Consider the following 15062-nt stretch of genomic DNA (forward strand, 5'->3'; position numbering starts at 1 on the left):
ATTTCGCTCCTTGCTGTTGCCTTAATATTCCCCGCGCTTCGCCGCCTCAAAGGCCGCCAGCGTTTCCAGCCGCGCCTGCTTGTGGTCGACAATCGGCAGCGGATAATCCAGCACGCGCTGCTGTTGTTCTGCCCAGCGATGGGGTTGATGGATAGCATTGTCCGGTACATCCGCCAGCTCGGGCAACCATTTACGGATAAAAGTGCCTTGCGGATCAAAACGTTCGCCCTGAGTGGTCGGGTTAAAGATGCGGAAATACGGCGCGGCGTCGGTACCGGTGGAGGCCGCCCACTGCCAACCGCCGTTGTTGGCCGCCAGATCGCCGTCCAGCAGTTGCGACATGAAATAGCGCTCACCTTCGCGCCAGTCGATCAGTAAGTCTTTCACCAGAAAACTGGCGCTGATCATGCGTAACCGGTTATGCATCCAGCCTGTTTTATTCAATTGGCGCATAGCGGCATCAACGATCGGATAGCCGGTGGCGCCCTGCTGCCAGGCCTGCAGCAGCTCACTGTCGTTCCGCCAGCGTACCTTATCCGTCCAATCGATAAAGGGACGGTGCTTGCATAACGCAGGATAGGCCACCATCAAATGCCGATAAAACTCGCGCCAGACCAGTTCATTCAGCCAGCCAAAAGCGCCGCCGTCGGGATTTTCCAGCACCTGTGGGCATTCAGCACGCAGGCGGTTAAAGCATTGGCGCGGTGACAACACGCCAATCGCCAAATAGGGCGACAGGCCGCTGGTACCATCAATGGCCGGCAGATCGCGCTGCTTAAGATAGTCTTGCACCTGCTCCCGGCAAAAAGAACGTAATCGCTGCAAAGCCGCCTCTTCCCCGCTTGGAAAATCCCCGGTCGGCTCTGCCGGTGGATAATCGAACGCCTCAGGTACCGCAGGGGTGGGCAGTGCGCCACCGGCTCGCGGTTTGGGGGCGGGAACAGAGCGGATGTCGGATTCGGTCAGACGCTGGATAAAGGCTTTACGAAAAGGCGTATAGACCTTGTACATTTCACCGCCGCCGGTTTGCACGCTCCCCGGCGGCAGCAGCAGGCTGTCGTCGAAACTCTGGCAAATCACCTGCCCGGCTAAACGCTGTTCCAGCCGTTGGTCGCGCTGGCGCTCGTTGATTTCGTACTGGCGATTGTAAAACAGCGCATCCACCCGCTCCTGTGTGCAGTACGCCACCAGCCAATCCACTGCAGCTGAGAAGTCGTCGCATTGGTGATAGCTAAGGGGAATGCCGCGCTCGGCAAGGGCCTGCTGTACCTGCAGCAAACCCGCATGGATAAACGCCGCCTGACGTGGCGCCATTTGGTGCTGCTGCCATTGTTGCGGCGTGGCGATAAACACCGCCAGCACCCGAGCTTCGGGATCGCTACAGGCGGCGTGCAGGGCTTTGTTGTCGGTGATACGCAAATCGTTACGCAACCAGACCAGATGCGTGGTCATAAAACTCCTTGTCAATCAGTGGCCATAACGCAGGCGCAGCGCCTCTGGATAGGGCTCGAAATAGCGTTGGTCGGCCAGATAACGATCGGGGTATTCGGCCATGTAGTGTTTGAGCAGGGTTATCGGTGCCAACAACGGCTGCACCCCCTGCCGATAACGATCGATCAACTGCGCCAGTTCCTGGCGCTGCGCGGAGCTCAGATGATTGCGGAAATAGCCCTGCACATGCATCAATACGTTGGTGTGGTTACGACGGGTAGCCTTGTGCGCCAGCAGTTTCATCAGGCGACTGCGGTATTCTAGGGTGAAGGCTTCCAGCGAATCCCATTTATCGATGCCCGCCACAAAACGCCCAAGCTCCCGGTATTCCTGCTGCGAATGCGCCAACAGCGACAGCTTATAGCGACTGTGAAAGGCGATCAGGCCGCCGCGGCTCAGGCCTTTACGCCACAGCATGTTTAACTCATACAGCGCATAAACGCGTTCGACAAAGTTTTCCCGCAGCGTTGCGTCGTTCAGCCGCCCGTCCTCCTCCACCGGCAGCCAGGGCATTTGCCGCAGTAGCTCGGCGGTGAACAATCCGACGCCACTTTTACGCGCGCCGCTACCGTTCTCATCATACAGACGGACCCGCTCCATGCCGCAGCTTGGCGAGTTGGCGCAAACAATGTAACCGCACAGGTGCTGCAAAGCGGCGATTCGATGCTCGGAAAACTGCTGCATCCGCTCGGTTACGTCAATGCTATCGTCATTGCTGTGGCGCAATGCCACGTGATGTTGTTTTTTGATCAACCGCAGCGCCGGGCGCGGGGTCGGTAAACCGATGGCCATTTCCGGGCAAATCGGCTCAAAACGCACAAAAGGGGCCAGTTGTTCCACCGCAAAGGCCAGCCGTTTATGGCCGCCGTCAAAACGCACCGTCTCACCAAGCAGGCAAGCGCTGATACCGACCGGAATTTTGTCACTCATTGATAGGCTCCCGCAGCGTTGGATGTGACTAAAAGTGTAGAAGAATTCGCGCTATGACACGAACGCTATCGACACCATGCCCGAACCGCAGCCATAAAAAAACCCCCGCTGGAAAGCGAGGGTTTTCGTTGGGGCAAGCTGCGATCAGTAGAAATCGCAGGACGCCAGTTCCGCCTGTTGCAGCCAGACCGGCTTATCGCTGGTTTTTGACCAGACGCGGTGCAAATAGCTGTAAAAACGGGCGCGGTCGCTGCGGAACAGCATTACCGGTAAAGCCAACACACCTGCCAGGATCACTGCGCTGCGGCGCAGGAGAATCCGATGCAATGAATAAGCGTGATAAGTAGACATGCGAACCTCCTCAAAAACGCCTGGCCGTTGATTTACTGCGAAACAGCGCTGGCGTAAACAATAGAAACAAGACCATTTGGTAACTGGACAAAATTTTAGCGCAATTGATGAAAGTTTACTACTCATCCGACCACTGAATCGCACAAAAAATCGCAAATAATTCGCCAAATCCGTAATTTTGTTACATCAAGGTTAATAATTAACTAACCATTGGTTACATTGTGGTTATTTACGCCCTGTTTACGCAAACCTTCATCTTCACGCCCCCAAACAGGAGTCCAATCGCGCTACGCCCCCCAAAATCGAGGCTAAAAAGCCATTTTCTGCTGTAATTTCAGCCATTTTTATACTTTTTTTACACCGGCCAACGCTATTTTTTCATCTTCTTTCTACCGCCCTCCCTACACTCGCTCTATCAAAAACTACACCTCTGGAGGTGTCCCGTGAGTATCAGCGTTATTGGTGGTGCGCTGTTGGTTCTGCTGCTGTTGGGCTATCTGGTTTATGCCCTGTTCAATGCGGAGGATTTCTGATGGCAGCTTCAGCCTTTTTATTGATTGCCAGCTTCCTGCTGGTGCTTCTGCTGCTGGCGCGACCGCTGGGCGGTTTCCTGGCACGCCTGATTGAAGGAGAGCCGCTGCCGGCGCTGCGTCGGCTGGAAGCCGGCATTTGGCGTTGCTGTGGCACAACCCCCGCCGAAATGAACTGGTGGCAATACGCACTGGCGATCCTGTGGTTTAACCTGCTCGGTCTGGTGCTGCTGTTCGCGTTGCTGATGGCGCAAGGCTCGCTGCCGCTTAACCCACAGGGCTTCCCCGGCCTGTCCTGGGATCTGGCGTTCAATACCGCGGTCAGCTTTGTCACCAACACCAACTGGCAAGCCTACAGCGGTGAAAGCACTCTCAGCTATCTCAGCCAAATGGCCGGTCTGGCAGTGCAGAACTTCCTGTCCGCCGCGACCGGTATCGCCGTGGCCTTCGCGTTGATCCGCGCCTTCACCCGTCGTTCCAGCGCCACTATTGGCAACGCCTGGATCGATATGTTCCGCGTGACGCTGTATGTGCTGCTGCCGATTTCGCTGTTGATCGCTTTGTTCTTCGTCAGCCAGGGCACGCTGCAAAACTTCCTGCCCTACCTGCACATCAACACGCTGGAAGGCGCACAGCAGACGCTGCCGATGGGGCCAGTGGCCTCTCAGGAAGCGATCAAGATGCTCGGCACCAATGGCGGCGGTTTCTTCGGCGCCAACTCGGCTCACCCGTTCGAAAACCCGACCGTGCTGACCAACTTTGTGCAAATGCTGGCGATCTTCCTGATCCCCTGCGCGTTGTGTTTTGCTTTCGGTCAGGTTGCCGGTGAAAACCGCCAGGGCCACGCGCTGATCTGGGCGATGGCGCTGATCTTCGTGGTTGCCGTGGTGGTGGTGATGTTCGCCGAACTGGCGGGTAACCCTCATCTGGGCGAATTGGGCAGTGCCAGCAACATCAATATGGAAGGCAAGGAGTCGCGCTTTGGCATTCTCGCCACCAGCCTGTTCTCGGTGGTGACCACCGCGGCGTCCTGCGGTGCGGTCAATGCGATGCATGACTCCTTCACCGCGCTGGGCGGCATGGTGCCGATGTGGCTGATGCAGATTGGCGAAGTGGTGTTTGGCGGTGTGGGCTCGGGCCTGTACGGCATGCTGTTGTTCGTCCTGCTGACGGTGTTTATTGCCGGGCTGATGATCGGGCGCACACCGGAATACCTGGGCAAAAAGATTGACGTCTACGACATGAAAATGACCGCTCTGGCGATCCTGGTCACGCCGACGCTGGTGCTGTTGGGCACGGCGCTGGCCATCGCCACCGACGCCGGTCGTGCAGGCATCCTTAACCCGGGCGCGCACGGCTTCAGCGAAGTGCTGTATGCGCTGTCTTCCGCCGCCAACAACAACGGTAGCGCCTTTGCCGGCCTGAGCGTCAATACGCCGTTCTATAACCTGCTGCTGGCCTTCGCCATGTTCGTCGGCCGCTTTGGGGTGATCCTGCCGGTGCTGGCCATTGCCGGTTCGCTGTGTGCGAAGAAACGTCAGCCGGCGGGCAACGGTACTCTGCCAACCTACGGGCCGCTGTTTATCGGTCTGCTGATCGGCACCGTGCTGCTGGTGGGCGCATTGACCTTCGTACCGGCGCTGGCGCTGGGACCGGTGGCCGAACATTTGCAACTTTGGCTGGCCAAATAACAGGCGCATTCCCGTCGCCTTTCGAGCCGCAGCGTTGTTACCTGGCACTCGCTCACCCCAGTTACTTACTCAAGTAAGCGCCTGGGGATGAGCGAGTTGGGTGCCTAGTTGCAACTCGAAATCCATAGGGAATGAAATAAAGAGAGAGATTAAGAGATGACTCGCAAACAACGTGCGCTGTTTGAACCGGCACTGGTCCGTACCGCGCTGATCGATGCGCTGAAAAAGCTGGATCCACGCACCCAGTGGCGTAACCCGGTGATGTTCGTGGTGTATATAGGCAGCATCCTGACTACGGCCATCTGGCTGGCGATCCTCGCCGGACAGACCGACGGCAGCGCGGCTTTCACCGGCAGTATCGCTCTGTGGCTGTGGTTCACCGTGCTGTTCGCCAACTTTGCCGAAGCGCTGGCCGAAGGGCGCAGCAAAGCCCAGGCGGAAAGCCTGAGGGGCACCAAGAAAACCAGTTGGGCGAAAAAATTGGCCGCGCCGCGCCGTGATGGTGCCACCGAGAAAGTGTCCGCCGAAAGCCTGCGCAAGGGTGACATCGTACTGGTGGAAGCCGGCGATACCATCCCCTGCGACGGCGAAGTGCTGGAAGGTGGCGCCTCCGTGGACGAAAGCGCCATTACCGGCGAATCCGCCCCGGTGATCCGCGAATCCGGCGGTGACTTCTCGTCGGTGACCGGCGGTACCCGCGTGCTGTCCGACTGGCTGGTGGTGCAGTGCAGCGTTAACCCGGGCGAAACCTTCCTCGACAGGATGATCGCCATGGTGGAAGGCGCCAAACGGCGTAAAACCCCGAACGAAGTAGCGTTGACCATTCTGCTGGTCGCACTGACCATCGTGTTCGTGCTGGCGACCGCGACGCTGTTTCCGTTCTCGCAGTACAGCGTGGACGCCGCCAACGGCGGTTCGGTAGTCACCATTACCGTGCTGGTGGCGCTGCTGGTCTGCCTGATCCCTACCACCATCGGCGGGTTGCTGTCGGCCATTGGCGTGGCCGGGATGAGCCGAATGCTGGGGGCCAACGTGATCGCCACCAGCGGGCGGGCGGTGGAAGCCGCTGGTGACGTTGATGTGCTGCTGCTGGACAAAACCGGCACCATTACGCTGGGTAACCGTCAGGCCTCCGAGTTCTTGCCTGCGCCGGGCGTGAAGGAGCAAGATCTGGCCGACGCGGCCCAGCTGTCATCCCTGGCGGACGAAACGCCGGAAGGCCGTAGCATCGTGGTGCTGGCGAAGCAACGCTTCAACCTGCGCGAACGTGACCTGCAGGCGCTGAACGCCACTTTCGTGCCCTTCTCCGCCCAAACGCGCATGAGCGGCGTCAACGTGCAGGACCGGATGATCCGCAAAGGCGCGGTGGACGCCATTCGTCGTCACGTGGAGTCCAATCAGGGCCACTTCCCGCAGGCGGTGGACGAACTGGTCGCCAGCGTGGCGCGCACTGGCGGCACGCCGCTGGTGGTAGCAGAAGGCCCGCGCGTATTGGGCGTGGTAGCGCTGAAGGATATCGTCAAGGGCGGCATTAAAGAGCGTTTCGCCGAGCTGCGTAAAATGGGCATCAAAACGGTGATGATCACCGGTGATAACCCACTGACCGCCGCCGCGATCGCCGCCGAAGCCGGGGTAGACGACTTCCTGTCAGAAGCGACGCCGGAAGCCAAGCTGGCGTTGATTCGCCAATATCAGGCGGAAGGCCGTCTGGTAGCGATGACCGGTGACGGCACCAACGACGCCCCAGCGCTGGCTCAGGCTGATGTGGCGGTGGCGATGAACTCGGGCACTCAGGCCGCCAAAGAGGCGGGCAATATGGTCGATCTGGACTCTAACCCGACCAAGTTGATTGAAGTGGTGCACATCGGCAAACAAATGCTGATGACGCGCGGTTCATTGACCACCTTCAGCATCGCCAACGACGTGGCCAAGTATTTCGCCATTATCCCGGCGGCGTTTGCGGCAACCTATCCGCAGCTTAACGCCCTGAACGTGATGCATTTGCACTCCCCAGCCTCCGCCATTATGTCGGCGGTGATCTTCAACGCCCTGGTGATCGTATTCCTGATCCCGCTGGCGCTGAAAGGGGTGAGCTATAAACCGATGAGCGCAGCTGCACTGCTACGACGCAACCTGTGGCTCTATGGCGTGGGCGGTCTGTTGGTGCCTTTTGTCGGCATCAAGCTGATCGACCTGATCCTGGTCGCCTTGCACATCGCCGGTTAATCATTGAGAGGAAATGAAAATGTCTTATTTACGCCCTTCGTTGGTGATGTTGATCCTGCTGACGTTGATTACCGGTATCGCCTACCCGTTGCTGACGACCGGACTTTCACAGCTGCTGTTTTCCGGCGCGGCCAACGGTTCGCTGCTGTATCAGGGCGATAAGGTGGTCGGCTCCGCGTTAATCGGCCAAAACTTTACCAAACCCGAGTATTTCTGGGGCCGCCCTTCTGCCACCGGCGATTCGGCCTATAATGCGATGGCGTCCGCCGGCAGCAACCTGGCCGCCACCAACCCGGCGCTGGATAAAGCCATCGCCGAGCGTGCCGCGCAATTGCGTCTGGCCAACCCGGCGATGAAGGGCCCGATCCCGGTCGATCTGCTGACGGCCTCGGGGAGTGGACTGGATCCGCAGATCTCCCTCGCGGCGGCGCAATATCAACTGGCCCGGGTTGCGGCGGCGCGCCAACTACCGCCGGAGCAAATCGCCAAACTGATTGATCAAAGCACCGATCAGGCCACCCCCAACTTTATGGGCGAGTCGGTGGTAAACGTGCTGAAATTGAACCTGGCGCTCGACGCATTGAAATAATCCGTTGCGTGTTAAAGGATAAGTATCGGGTTCGGCGTGCCGAACCCGATATATATACCCAAAATAATTCGAGTTGCTTGTAGGCGGCAACTGAGTGAATCCCCAGGAGCTTACTCGAGTAAGCGGCTGGGGTGAGTGAAGGCAGCCAACACCCAAGCAGCTTGCAGTATGACGGGTACATTGCTGCAAAAGGAACTCCGATGGTGGATGAGGAACAACAACGCCCTGACCCTGACAGCCTGCTGGCGCTGGCCAATGAAAAGCCCCGCGGCCGGTTGAAGGTTTTCTTCGGCGCCTGTGCCGGGGTGGGCAAAACCTACGCCATGCTGCAGGAAGCCCAGCGGCTGCGCAGCCAGGGGTTGGACGTGCTGGTCGGCGTGGTGGAAACCCATGGCCGCAGCGAAACCGCAGCGCTGCTGAACGGCTTGGATCTGCTGGCGCAAAAACGCATCCAGCATCGCGGACGCTTAGTGCAGGAATTTGACCTCGATGCCGCGCTGGCACGCCACCCGGCACTGATCCTGATGGATGAGCTGGCGCACAGTAACGCCTACGGTTCACGCCATCCGAAGCGCTGGCAGGATGTGGAAGAGCTGTTGGACGCCGGTATCGACGTGCTGACCACCGTCAATGTCCAACATCTGGAAAGCCTGAACGACGTGGTCGGCGGCGTGACCGGCGTGCGGGTACGTGAAACGGTGCCCGATCACGTGTTCGACGAGGCCACCGAGGTGGTGCTGGTTGACCTGCCGCCAGACGATCTTCGTCAGCGATTAAATGAAGGCAAGGTGTACATTCCCGGCCAGGCCGAGCGCGCCATCGAGCACTTTTTCCGCAAGGGCAATCTGATCGCGCTGCGCGAACTGGCGCTGCGCCGCACCGCCGACCGGGTCGATGACCAGATGCGCGCCTTTCGCGATACTCAGGGCCGCGAGCGCGTATGGCACACTCGCGACAGCATTTTGCTGTGCGTGGGGCATAGCAGCGGCAATGAGAAACTGGTGCGTATCGCGGCGCGGCTGGCGGCCCGATTGGGTTGCCACTGGCACGCGGTATATGTAGAAACACCGAAACTGCACCGCTTGCCGGAAAATCAACGCCGGGCGATCCTGCGGGCGCTGCGGCTGGCGCAGGAGTTGGGGGCTGAAACCGCTACCCTGTCTGAACCTTATGAAGAACGTGCGGTGTTGCGCTATGCCCGCGAACATAACCTGGGCAAAATCATTATCGGCCGCCGCAGCGAACAACGCTGGAAACTGCGCGGCAGCTTTGCCGATCGTCTCGGTCGCCTGGGACCCGATCTCGATCTGGTGATCGTCGCGCTGGAAAACGACACCCCTGCGCCGCAGGGGAAAGAACATGATGGCCGCAACTTTACCGAAAAATGGCGCATGCAATTGCGCGGCTGCGCCGTGGCCGTTGCACTCTGCGCCCTGATCACCCTGCTCTCCCAATGGTTGTTGCCGGGCTTTGACCAGGCCAACCTGGTGATGGTGTATCTGCTCGGGGTGGCGATCGTCGCGCTGTTCTTCGGTCGCTGGCCCTCGGTACTGGCGGCGGTGATTAACGTCGCCAGCTTTGATCTGTTTTTCGTCCAGCCTGAATGGTCGTTTGCCGTCAGCGATATGCAGTATCTGCTGACCTTCGGCGTCATGCTGATCGTCGGCATCACCATCGGCAACCTGACCGCCGGCGTGCGTTATCAGGCGCGAGTGGCCCGTTATCGCGAGCAAAGAGCTCGGCACCTGTATGAAATATCTCGTGGGCTGAGCCAGGCGCTGACCACCGAAGATATCGCCAAAACCAGCCGCCACTTCCTTTCCAGCAGCTTCCAGGCCAAAACCGTCCTGCTACTGCCGCAGGAAGACGGCAAGCTGCAGCAAATGGTTGGCGAAACGGGCGGGCTGCTGTCGGTGGATGAGGCTATCGCCCGTTGGAGTTTCGACAAGGGCATGCCGGCCGGCGCCGGTACCGACACCTTGCCTGGCGTGCCTTACCAACTGCTCCCGCTCACCACGTCGAAACAAACCTTCGGCCTGCTGGCTATCGAACCCAGTAACCTGCGCCAACTGATGGTGCCGGAACAACAGCGGCTGCTGCAAACCTTTGCGGTGCTGATCGCCAGCGCACTGGAACGATTGCATCTGGCGCGCAGCGCCGAGGAAGCAAAACTGGACGCCGAGCGGGAGCAGCTGCGCAACTCGCTGCTGGCGGCGCTGTCCCACGATTTGCGCACGCCGCTGACGGTGCTGTTCGGCCAGGCGGAAATTCTGACGCTCGATCTGGCCGCGGAAGGCTCCAACCATGCTCCGCAGGCCAGTCAGATCCGCCAGCAGGTATTGAGCACCACCCGGCTGGTGAACAACCTGCTGGATATGGCACGCATTCAATCCGGTGGCTTTAACCTGCGAAAAGAGTGGCAGTCGCTGGAGGAGATCGTCGGCGCTTCGCTGCACATGCTGGAACCGCTGATGACCCAACACCAGATCAAGGTTGAGCTGCCGCCGGAGCTGATATTGGTTAATTGCGACGGCAGCCTGCTGGAGCGGGTTTTCACTAACCTGTTGGAAAATGCCAATAAATACGCCGGTATCGATGCTACTATCGGCATTCGCGCCCATACGCTGCCCGACTGGCTGGAAGTCGAAGTCTGGGACGATGGCCCAGGCATTCCTGAAGGGAAAAAACAGCTTATCTTCGATAAGTTTTCCCGCGGCAATAAAGAGTCGGCCATTCCCGGCGTAGGTTTGGGGTTAGCGATTTGCCGTGCCATTATTGAAGTGCACGGCGGCCGCATTTGGGCGGAAAACGGCGCTAACGGCGGTGCCAGCTTCCGCTTTGTGCTGCCGCTGGAAAAACCGCCGGAAATAGACAGCGAAGCCTTTGATCTCTAACCAACTCCAGGGAGCCTTGTGAGCAGCACGCCAACCAATATTCTGATTGTCGAAGATGAGAAAGAGATCCGGCGCTTCGTCCGTACCGCGCTCGAAAGTGAGGGGCTACGGGTGTTTGAAAGCGAAACGCTGCAGCGCGGGCTGATTGAAGCCGGCACGCGCAAGCCGGATCTGATTATTCTCGATTTAGGGTTGCCGGACGGTGACGGGCTTAACTATATCCGCGATCTACGCCAGTGGAGCGCCATTCCGGTGATTGTGCTGTCGGCGCGTAATGCCGAAGAAGACAAAATTGCCGCGCTGGACGCCGGGGCGGATGACTATCTCAGCAAACCGTTTGGCATCGGCGAACTGCTGGCCCGCGTGCGAGTCGCCTTGCGCCGCCATTCAGGCAGCCAGCAGGAGAGTCCGTTGGTCAGCTTTTCCGAAATCACCGTCGATCTGATCAACCGCCGGGTACTGCGCCAGGGTGAAGATCTGCATCTGACACCGATAGAGTTTCGCCTGCTGGCCGAACTGCTGGCCAACTCCGGCAAGGTCATCACCCAGCGTCAGCTATTAAGCCACGTCTGGGGACCGAACTACGTCGAACACAGCCACTATCTGCGAATTTATATGGGGCATCTGCGGCAAAAACTGGAGGCCGATCCGGCCCGGCCAAAACACTTGCTGACCGAAACCGGCGTCGGTTACCGCTTTATGCCATGAGGTGAAAGGGTGCAGCATGCGGTTAAGCTGATGCAATATTCGATTAAACGGGTGCAGCATGCGGCACCCCTACACGTTTTGGCCTTTCTTCAGCCCCACCATAAATTCTTTGAACGCCTCGCGCAGCGGGGCAAACACCGGGTGCTTGCGGTTTTCGATCATCACTTCAGAGAACAGCTTCAAGCCGACGGCGAAGGCCGCGCTGTTATTTTCGCCAAAGTTCAGATCTTCGCGCGCTTTGATGCGCTCAACGATGCCAAGAATATCGTCGTGGTTTTCCACCTCAAAACTCAGTGGCGTTTTCTCAACGGGCTCGCCTTGGCGATCGCTCAGGGCTTCAACGGTAATGCGGAAACGGTGGCCAGGCATCAGTTGTTTTCCTTATCTGTATCTGTTGGAGCAATGTTCATTTCACTTTCAATTTCCGCCACCGCGGTGAGCAGCGCCGCATTGATGCGTTCTACCTGCTGTGGCGAAAGATCGGCGCGCATCACATTGCCACGCAACAAACTGCGCAGGCGGTTCATGGCGTCGGAGATGCCTTCCGCCAGATTGCCATGATGATGGTGGCCGCGACCGGCACCGGCCAAACGGGCCAGGATCACATCGACGACGGCCTGGTGTTTTTGTAATTCACTCTGGCCCAGCTCGGTGATCTGATAGCTTTTACGGCCGTTGCCGCTGGTGATCGGCTCGAGGAAATCCTGCTCTTCCAGCAGCGTCAGTGTCGGATAAATCACCCCTGGGCTTGGCACATAGAGACCGGAAGACGCCTCGTCGATCGCCTTGATCAGTTCGTAACCGTGGCTCGGTTTACGCGCCACCAGCGCCAGCAGCACCAGCCGCAGATCGCCGTGTTCAAACATGCGGTGACGGCCGCCACGACCGCCGCGCCCTCCCCGGCCATGCTCTTCACCATGGTCGCCGCCAAAATGATGGCGACCGCCACGACGACGATGATGATGTTCGTGCCCTTCTTCGCTGTCATGGCGGCAGCCGTGACGACGGTGTAAATCTAAACGGTGAAACATAGTCTGTACCTCGCATTGGATAATCAGTTTACGAGGTGATTTAGATATATCTAAGTCACTTCGATATATCTAATCTAGATCGATATATCTAAATGCGCAAGAGGGGAAGAATGAAAAAGATATATCTAAATTGCAGACATAAAAAAAGCGCTGTTTTTACAGCGCTTTTTTTCAAGGGAGAGAGGCCTTACTTGGCAGAAGCCAGCACTTCGCTGACGATTTCTACCGCTTCGTGCTCGATCTTTTCACGGTGCTCAGCACCGAGGAAGCTCTCACAGTAAATCTTGTAGGCTTCTTCGGTACCAGAAGGACGTGCCGCGAACCAGCCGTTGTCGGTCATCACTTTCAGGCCACCAATCGATGCGCCGTTGCCCGGTGCCGCCGTCAAACGTGCGGTAATAGGATCACCCGCCAGAGTATCGGCCTTGACCATTTCCGGTGACAGCTTGGACAACGCCGCTTTCTGCGCAGAAGTTGCCGGTGCCTGAATGCGGTTGTAGCTCGGGGCACCAAAACGCTTGGCCAGGTCTTCGTAGTGATGCTGCGGATTTTCGCCGGTCACTGCGGTGATTTCCGCCGCCAACAGGCACATGATGATACCGTCTTTATCAGTAGACCACGGGGTAGCATTGAAACGCAGGAACGAAGCCCCTGCGCTCTCTTCGCCGCCAAAGCCCAGGCTACCGTCATGCAGGCCATCAACGAACCATTTGAAGCCCACCGGCACTTCCACCAGCTTGCGGCCCAAATCAGCCACCACGCGGTCAATCATCGCGCTGGAAACCAGCGTCTTGCCTACCGCTACGTTAGCACTCCACTGTGGACGATGCTGGAACAGATAGTTGATGGCAACCGCCAGATAATGGTTCGGGTTCATCAGCCCCGCAGGCGTAACTATGCCGTGGCGGTCGTAATCCGGATCGTTGGCAAACGCCAGGTCGAACTTGTCGCGCAGCGCGAGCAGGCCACCCATCGCCGGTTCTGAAGAGCAGTCCATACGGATCACACCGTCGTGGTCCAGGTGCATAAAGCGGAAGGTCTGATCGATAGCATCGTTCACCAGCGTCAGATCCAGCTTGTAATGCTCGGCGATACGCTGCCAGTAGGCGATGCCGGAACCGCCGAGCGGATCGACGCCCAGCTTCAGGCCGGCACGCTGAATCGCAGGCATATCAACCACGTCCACCAGCCCTTCAACATATGGCTGCACCAGGTCCTGCGCATGCACACGGCCGCTGGCCCAGGCCTTATCCAGCGATTGACGCTGAACGCCTTTCAACTGCAGAGACAGCAGTTCATTGGCGCGCTTTTCAATCACCGAGGTCAGATTGGTGTCCGCCGGGCCGCCGTTGGTCGGGTTATATTTGATGCCGCCATCTTCAGGCGGATTGTGGGACGGGGTGATCACGATGCCATCGGCCAATGCCCCACCGTTACGGTTGTGGCACAGGATGGCATGGGAGACCGCAGGCGTTGGCGTGAAGCCATTATTTTCCTGCACGATCACATCAACGCCGTTGGCGCTCAACACTTCCAGCACTGAAATGAAGGCAGGCTCCGACAACGCATGGGTGTCTTTACCCACGTAGCATGGACCGGTCACGCCCTGCTGATGACGCACTTCGGCAATCGCCTGCGCGATCGCGAGAATGTGGGCTTCGTTAAAGCTGTGGCGCAGCGCACTGCCGCGATGGCCTGAAGTCCCGAACTTGACCGCGTGTGCGGCGTTGCCCGCTTCAGGTTGCAGTACATAGTACTGCGACGTCAGCTGGGCTACGTTGATCAAATCGCTTTGCTGAGCCGGCTGCCCGGCACGTGGGTTATTCGCCATCGACATATCTCCCTAATCCCTGTCCTGCGGCCTGGCAATATGTCGCTCACGGCCACCATGACGGGCTGTTCGCTAAATTAGATAGTGCCGCAAACTTTTTCAGTCAGTTCCGTCGGGAACTGCATAGCCTGCATGATGTGTTCAACCATGCTGCGTTTGCGACCGGTATTGGTATTGGTGATCACCCAGTAAGGCGTGCCCGGAACGTGCTTTGGCTTGGTGTGCGTTCCGTTCGCCAACAGGGTTTGCTGATCGCCGGCAAAATAGGTACGGGTACGGCCATGTAACGCATCGGTGGCGCTGGCAAAGCCGGCCGCATCGAGGGTATACAGGGTGGAAAGTACCAGCATAAAACGGTTCACCGCTTTGCTCTGTTCGGCGTACTCGTCCGACAACAACAGTTCACGCACGGCACGTACGCGATCGCGCGGGCGCGATGCGGCAACGATTTTTTCCTGTTCTGCGCTCTGTGCGCTGGCGGCCGGCGCTGCACGTAACGGCTGGCCTGCGGTAAATTTCAACATACGGCGCAAAATATCGGACGCGCTCTCACCAATATGTTGCGTGTGGCTGGCAATATAGCGGTAGAGCTCTTCGTCGACTTCAATAGTTTTCATCTTTATCCAGTACTGTTTTTTTCTACTTAGAACCTGAAGCCAGATCCGGCATTCAAGCCATGGGATTATAAGGTTAAAAGCGCAGAGGCGAACATAACAATGTGCCCCAATACGGCAAAAGCAGACTAATACCTATAGCCCGCCGGACACCGGCGCTGCCAAACCTGCACCTT

Annotated in this window: 13 protein-coding genes; 6 read left to right on the top strand and 7 right to left on the bottom strand. The window is 58.2% G+C overall.

Annotated features, from left to right (window positions below):
• Positions 1-21: 21 nt before the first annotated feature.
• From phrB to AC1RKG_RS13400, 3 genes are all read right to left on the bottom strand, one after another.
• A complete protein-coding gene (gene phrB / locus AC1RKG_RS13390) occupies positions 22-1452 on the bottom strand; it encodes a deoxyribodipyrimidine photo-lyase (protein WP_493183241.1) in 1431 nt (476 codons plus the stop codon).
• 15 nt (positions 1453-1467) lie between these two features.
• Positions 1468-2421: a YbgA family protein gene (locus AC1RKG_RS13395; protein WP_493183242.1), complete on the bottom strand. Its 954-nt coding sequence runs from the start codon at positions 2419-2421 to the stop codon at positions 1468-1470.
• A gap of 144 nt (positions 2422-2565) precedes the next feature.
• Complete coding sequence (locus tag AC1RKG_RS13400) at positions 2566-2772, bottom strand: YbfA family protein (protein ID WP_020825658.1); 207 nt, start codon at positions 2770-2772, stop codon at positions 2566-2568.
• 443 nt (positions 2773-3215) lie between these two features.
• On the opposite strand from AC1RKG_RS13400, the gene AC1RKG_RS13405 reads away from it, so the two are divergent.
• From AC1RKG_RS13405 to kdpE, 6 genes are all read left to right on the top strand, one after another.
• The gene (locus AC1RKG_RS13405) at positions 3216-3305 is read left to right on the top strand and encodes a K(+)-transporting ATPase subunit F (protein ID WP_004949718.1); all 90 of its coding nucleotides are present in this window, start codon (positions 3216-3218) and stop codon (positions 3303-3305) included.
• On the top strand, positions 3305-4993 hold the full coding sequence (gene kdpA, locus AC1RKG_RS13410) for a potassium-transporting ATPase subunit KdpA (RefSeq protein WP_020825657.1): 1689 nt from the start codon (positions 3305-3307) through the stop codon (positions 4991-4993). The genes AC1RKG_RS13405 and kdpA overlap by 1 nt, the downstream gene beginning before the upstream one ends.
• A gap of 156 nt (positions 4994-5149) precedes the next feature.
• Complete coding sequence (gene kdpB / locus AC1RKG_RS13415) at positions 5150-7219, top strand: potassium-transporting ATPase subunit KdpB (protein ID WP_020825656.1); 2070 nt, start codon at positions 5150-5152, stop codon at positions 7217-7219.
• A 19-nt stretch (positions 7220-7238) separates the two neighbouring features.
• Positions 7239-7808, top strand: coding sequence for a potassium-transporting ATPase subunit KdpC (gene kdpC, locus AC1RKG_RS13420; RefSeq protein ID WP_048759470.1), 570 nt, complete (start codon positions 7239-7241; stop codon positions 7806-7808).
• Between the two features lie 200 nt (positions 7809-8008).
• The gene (kdpD, locus tag AC1RKG_RS13425) at positions 8009-10702 is read left to right on the top strand and encodes a two-component system sensor histidine kinase KdpD (RefSeq protein WP_020825654.1); all 2694 of its coding nucleotides are present in this window, start codon (positions 8009-8011) and stop codon (positions 10700-10702) included.
• Between the two features lie 18 nt (positions 10703-10720).
• The gene (gene kdpE / locus AC1RKG_RS13430; RefSeq protein ID WP_046374274.1) at positions 10721-11410 is read left to right on the top strand and encodes a two-component system response regulator KdpE; all 690 of its coding nucleotides are present in this window, start codon (positions 10721-10723) and stop codon (positions 11408-11410) included.
• A 69-nt stretch (positions 11411-11479) separates the two neighbouring features.
• On the opposite strand, the gene AC1RKG_RS13435 is transcribed toward kdpE, so the two are convergent.
• The 4 genes from AC1RKG_RS13435 to seqA form a co-directional block, all read right to left on the bottom strand.
• On the bottom strand, positions 11480-11779 hold the full coding sequence (locus tag AC1RKG_RS13435) for a DUF3861 domain-containing protein (RefSeq protein ID WP_020825652.1): 300 nt from the start codon (positions 11777-11779) through the stop codon (positions 11480-11482).
• On the bottom strand, positions 11779-12441 hold the full coding sequence (locus AC1RKG_RS13440) for a PadR family transcriptional regulator (protein ID WP_493183245.1): 663 nt from the start codon (positions 12439-12441) through the stop codon (positions 11779-11781). Before AC1RKG_RS13440 ends, AC1RKG_RS13435 begins: the two co-directional genes overlap by 1 nt.
• Positions 12442-12628: 187 nt before the next feature.
• The gene (gene pgm, locus AC1RKG_RS13445; protein WP_046375073.1) at positions 12629-14272 is read right to left on the bottom strand and encodes a phosphoglucomutase (alpha-D-glucose-1,6-bisphosphate-dependent); all 1644 of its coding nucleotides are present in this window, start codon (positions 14270-14272) and stop codon (positions 12629-12631) included.
• A gap of 77 nt (positions 14273-14349) precedes the next feature.
• Positions 14350-14889 carry a replication initiation negative regulator SeqA gene (gene seqA / locus AC1RKG_RS13450; RefSeq protein ID WP_116691007.1) on the bottom strand — a complete coding sequence of 180 codons (540 nt, stop codon included), beginning with the start codon at positions 14887-14889 and terminating at the stop codon, positions 14350-14352.
• Positions 14890-15062 lie beyond the last annotated feature (173 nt).

The sequence above is a fragment of the Serratia sp. GW822-FHT06D09 genome, assembly GCF_058799515.1.

What these genes read in the sequence shown, in the direction of transcription:
- phrB (WP_493183241.1), bottom strand. Translation starts at nt 1,452, where the DNA reads ATGACCACGCATCTGGTCTGGTTGCGTAACGATTTGCGTATCACCGAC.
- AC1RKG_RS13395 (WP_493183242.1), bottom strand. Translation starts at nt 2,421, where the DNA reads ATGAGTGACAAAATTCCGGTCGGTATCAGCGCTTGCCTGCTTGGTGAG.
- AC1RKG_RS13400 (WP_020825658.1), bottom strand. Translation starts at nt 2,772, where the DNA reads ATGTCTACTTATCACGCTTATTCATTGCATCGGATTCTCCTGCGCCGC.
- kdpA (WP_020825657.1), top strand. Translation starts at nt 3,305, where the DNA reads ATGGCAGCTTCAGCCTTTTTATTGATTGCCAGCTTCCTGCTGGTGCTT.
- kdpB (WP_020825656.1), top strand. Translation starts at nt 5,150, where the DNA reads ATGACTCGCAAACAACGTGCGCTGTTTGAACCGGCACTGGTCCGTACC.
- kdpC (WP_048759470.1), top strand. Translation starts at nt 7,239, where the DNA reads ATGTCTTATTTACGCCCTTCGTTGGTGATGTTGATCCTGCTGACGTTG.
- kdpD (WP_020825654.1), top strand. Translation starts at nt 8,009, where the DNA reads ATGGTGGATGAGGAACAACAACGCCCTGACCCTGACAGCCTGCTGGCG.
- AC1RKG_RS13435 (WP_020825652.1), bottom strand. Translation starts at nt 11,779, where the DNA reads ATGCCTGGCCACCGTTTCCGCATTACCGTTGAAGCCCTGAGCGATCGC.
- AC1RKG_RS13440 (WP_493183245.1), bottom strand. Translation starts at nt 12,441, where the DNA reads ATGTTTCACCGTTTAGATTTACACCGTCGTCACGGCTGCCGCCATGAC.
- pgm (WP_046375073.1), bottom strand. Translation starts at nt 14,272, where the DNA reads ATGGCGAATAACCCACGTGCCGGGCAGCCGGCTCAGCAAAGCGATTTG.
- seqA (WP_116691007.1), bottom strand. Translation starts at nt 14,889, where the DNA reads ATGAAAACTATTGAAGTCGACGAAGAGCTCTACCGCTATATTGCCAGC.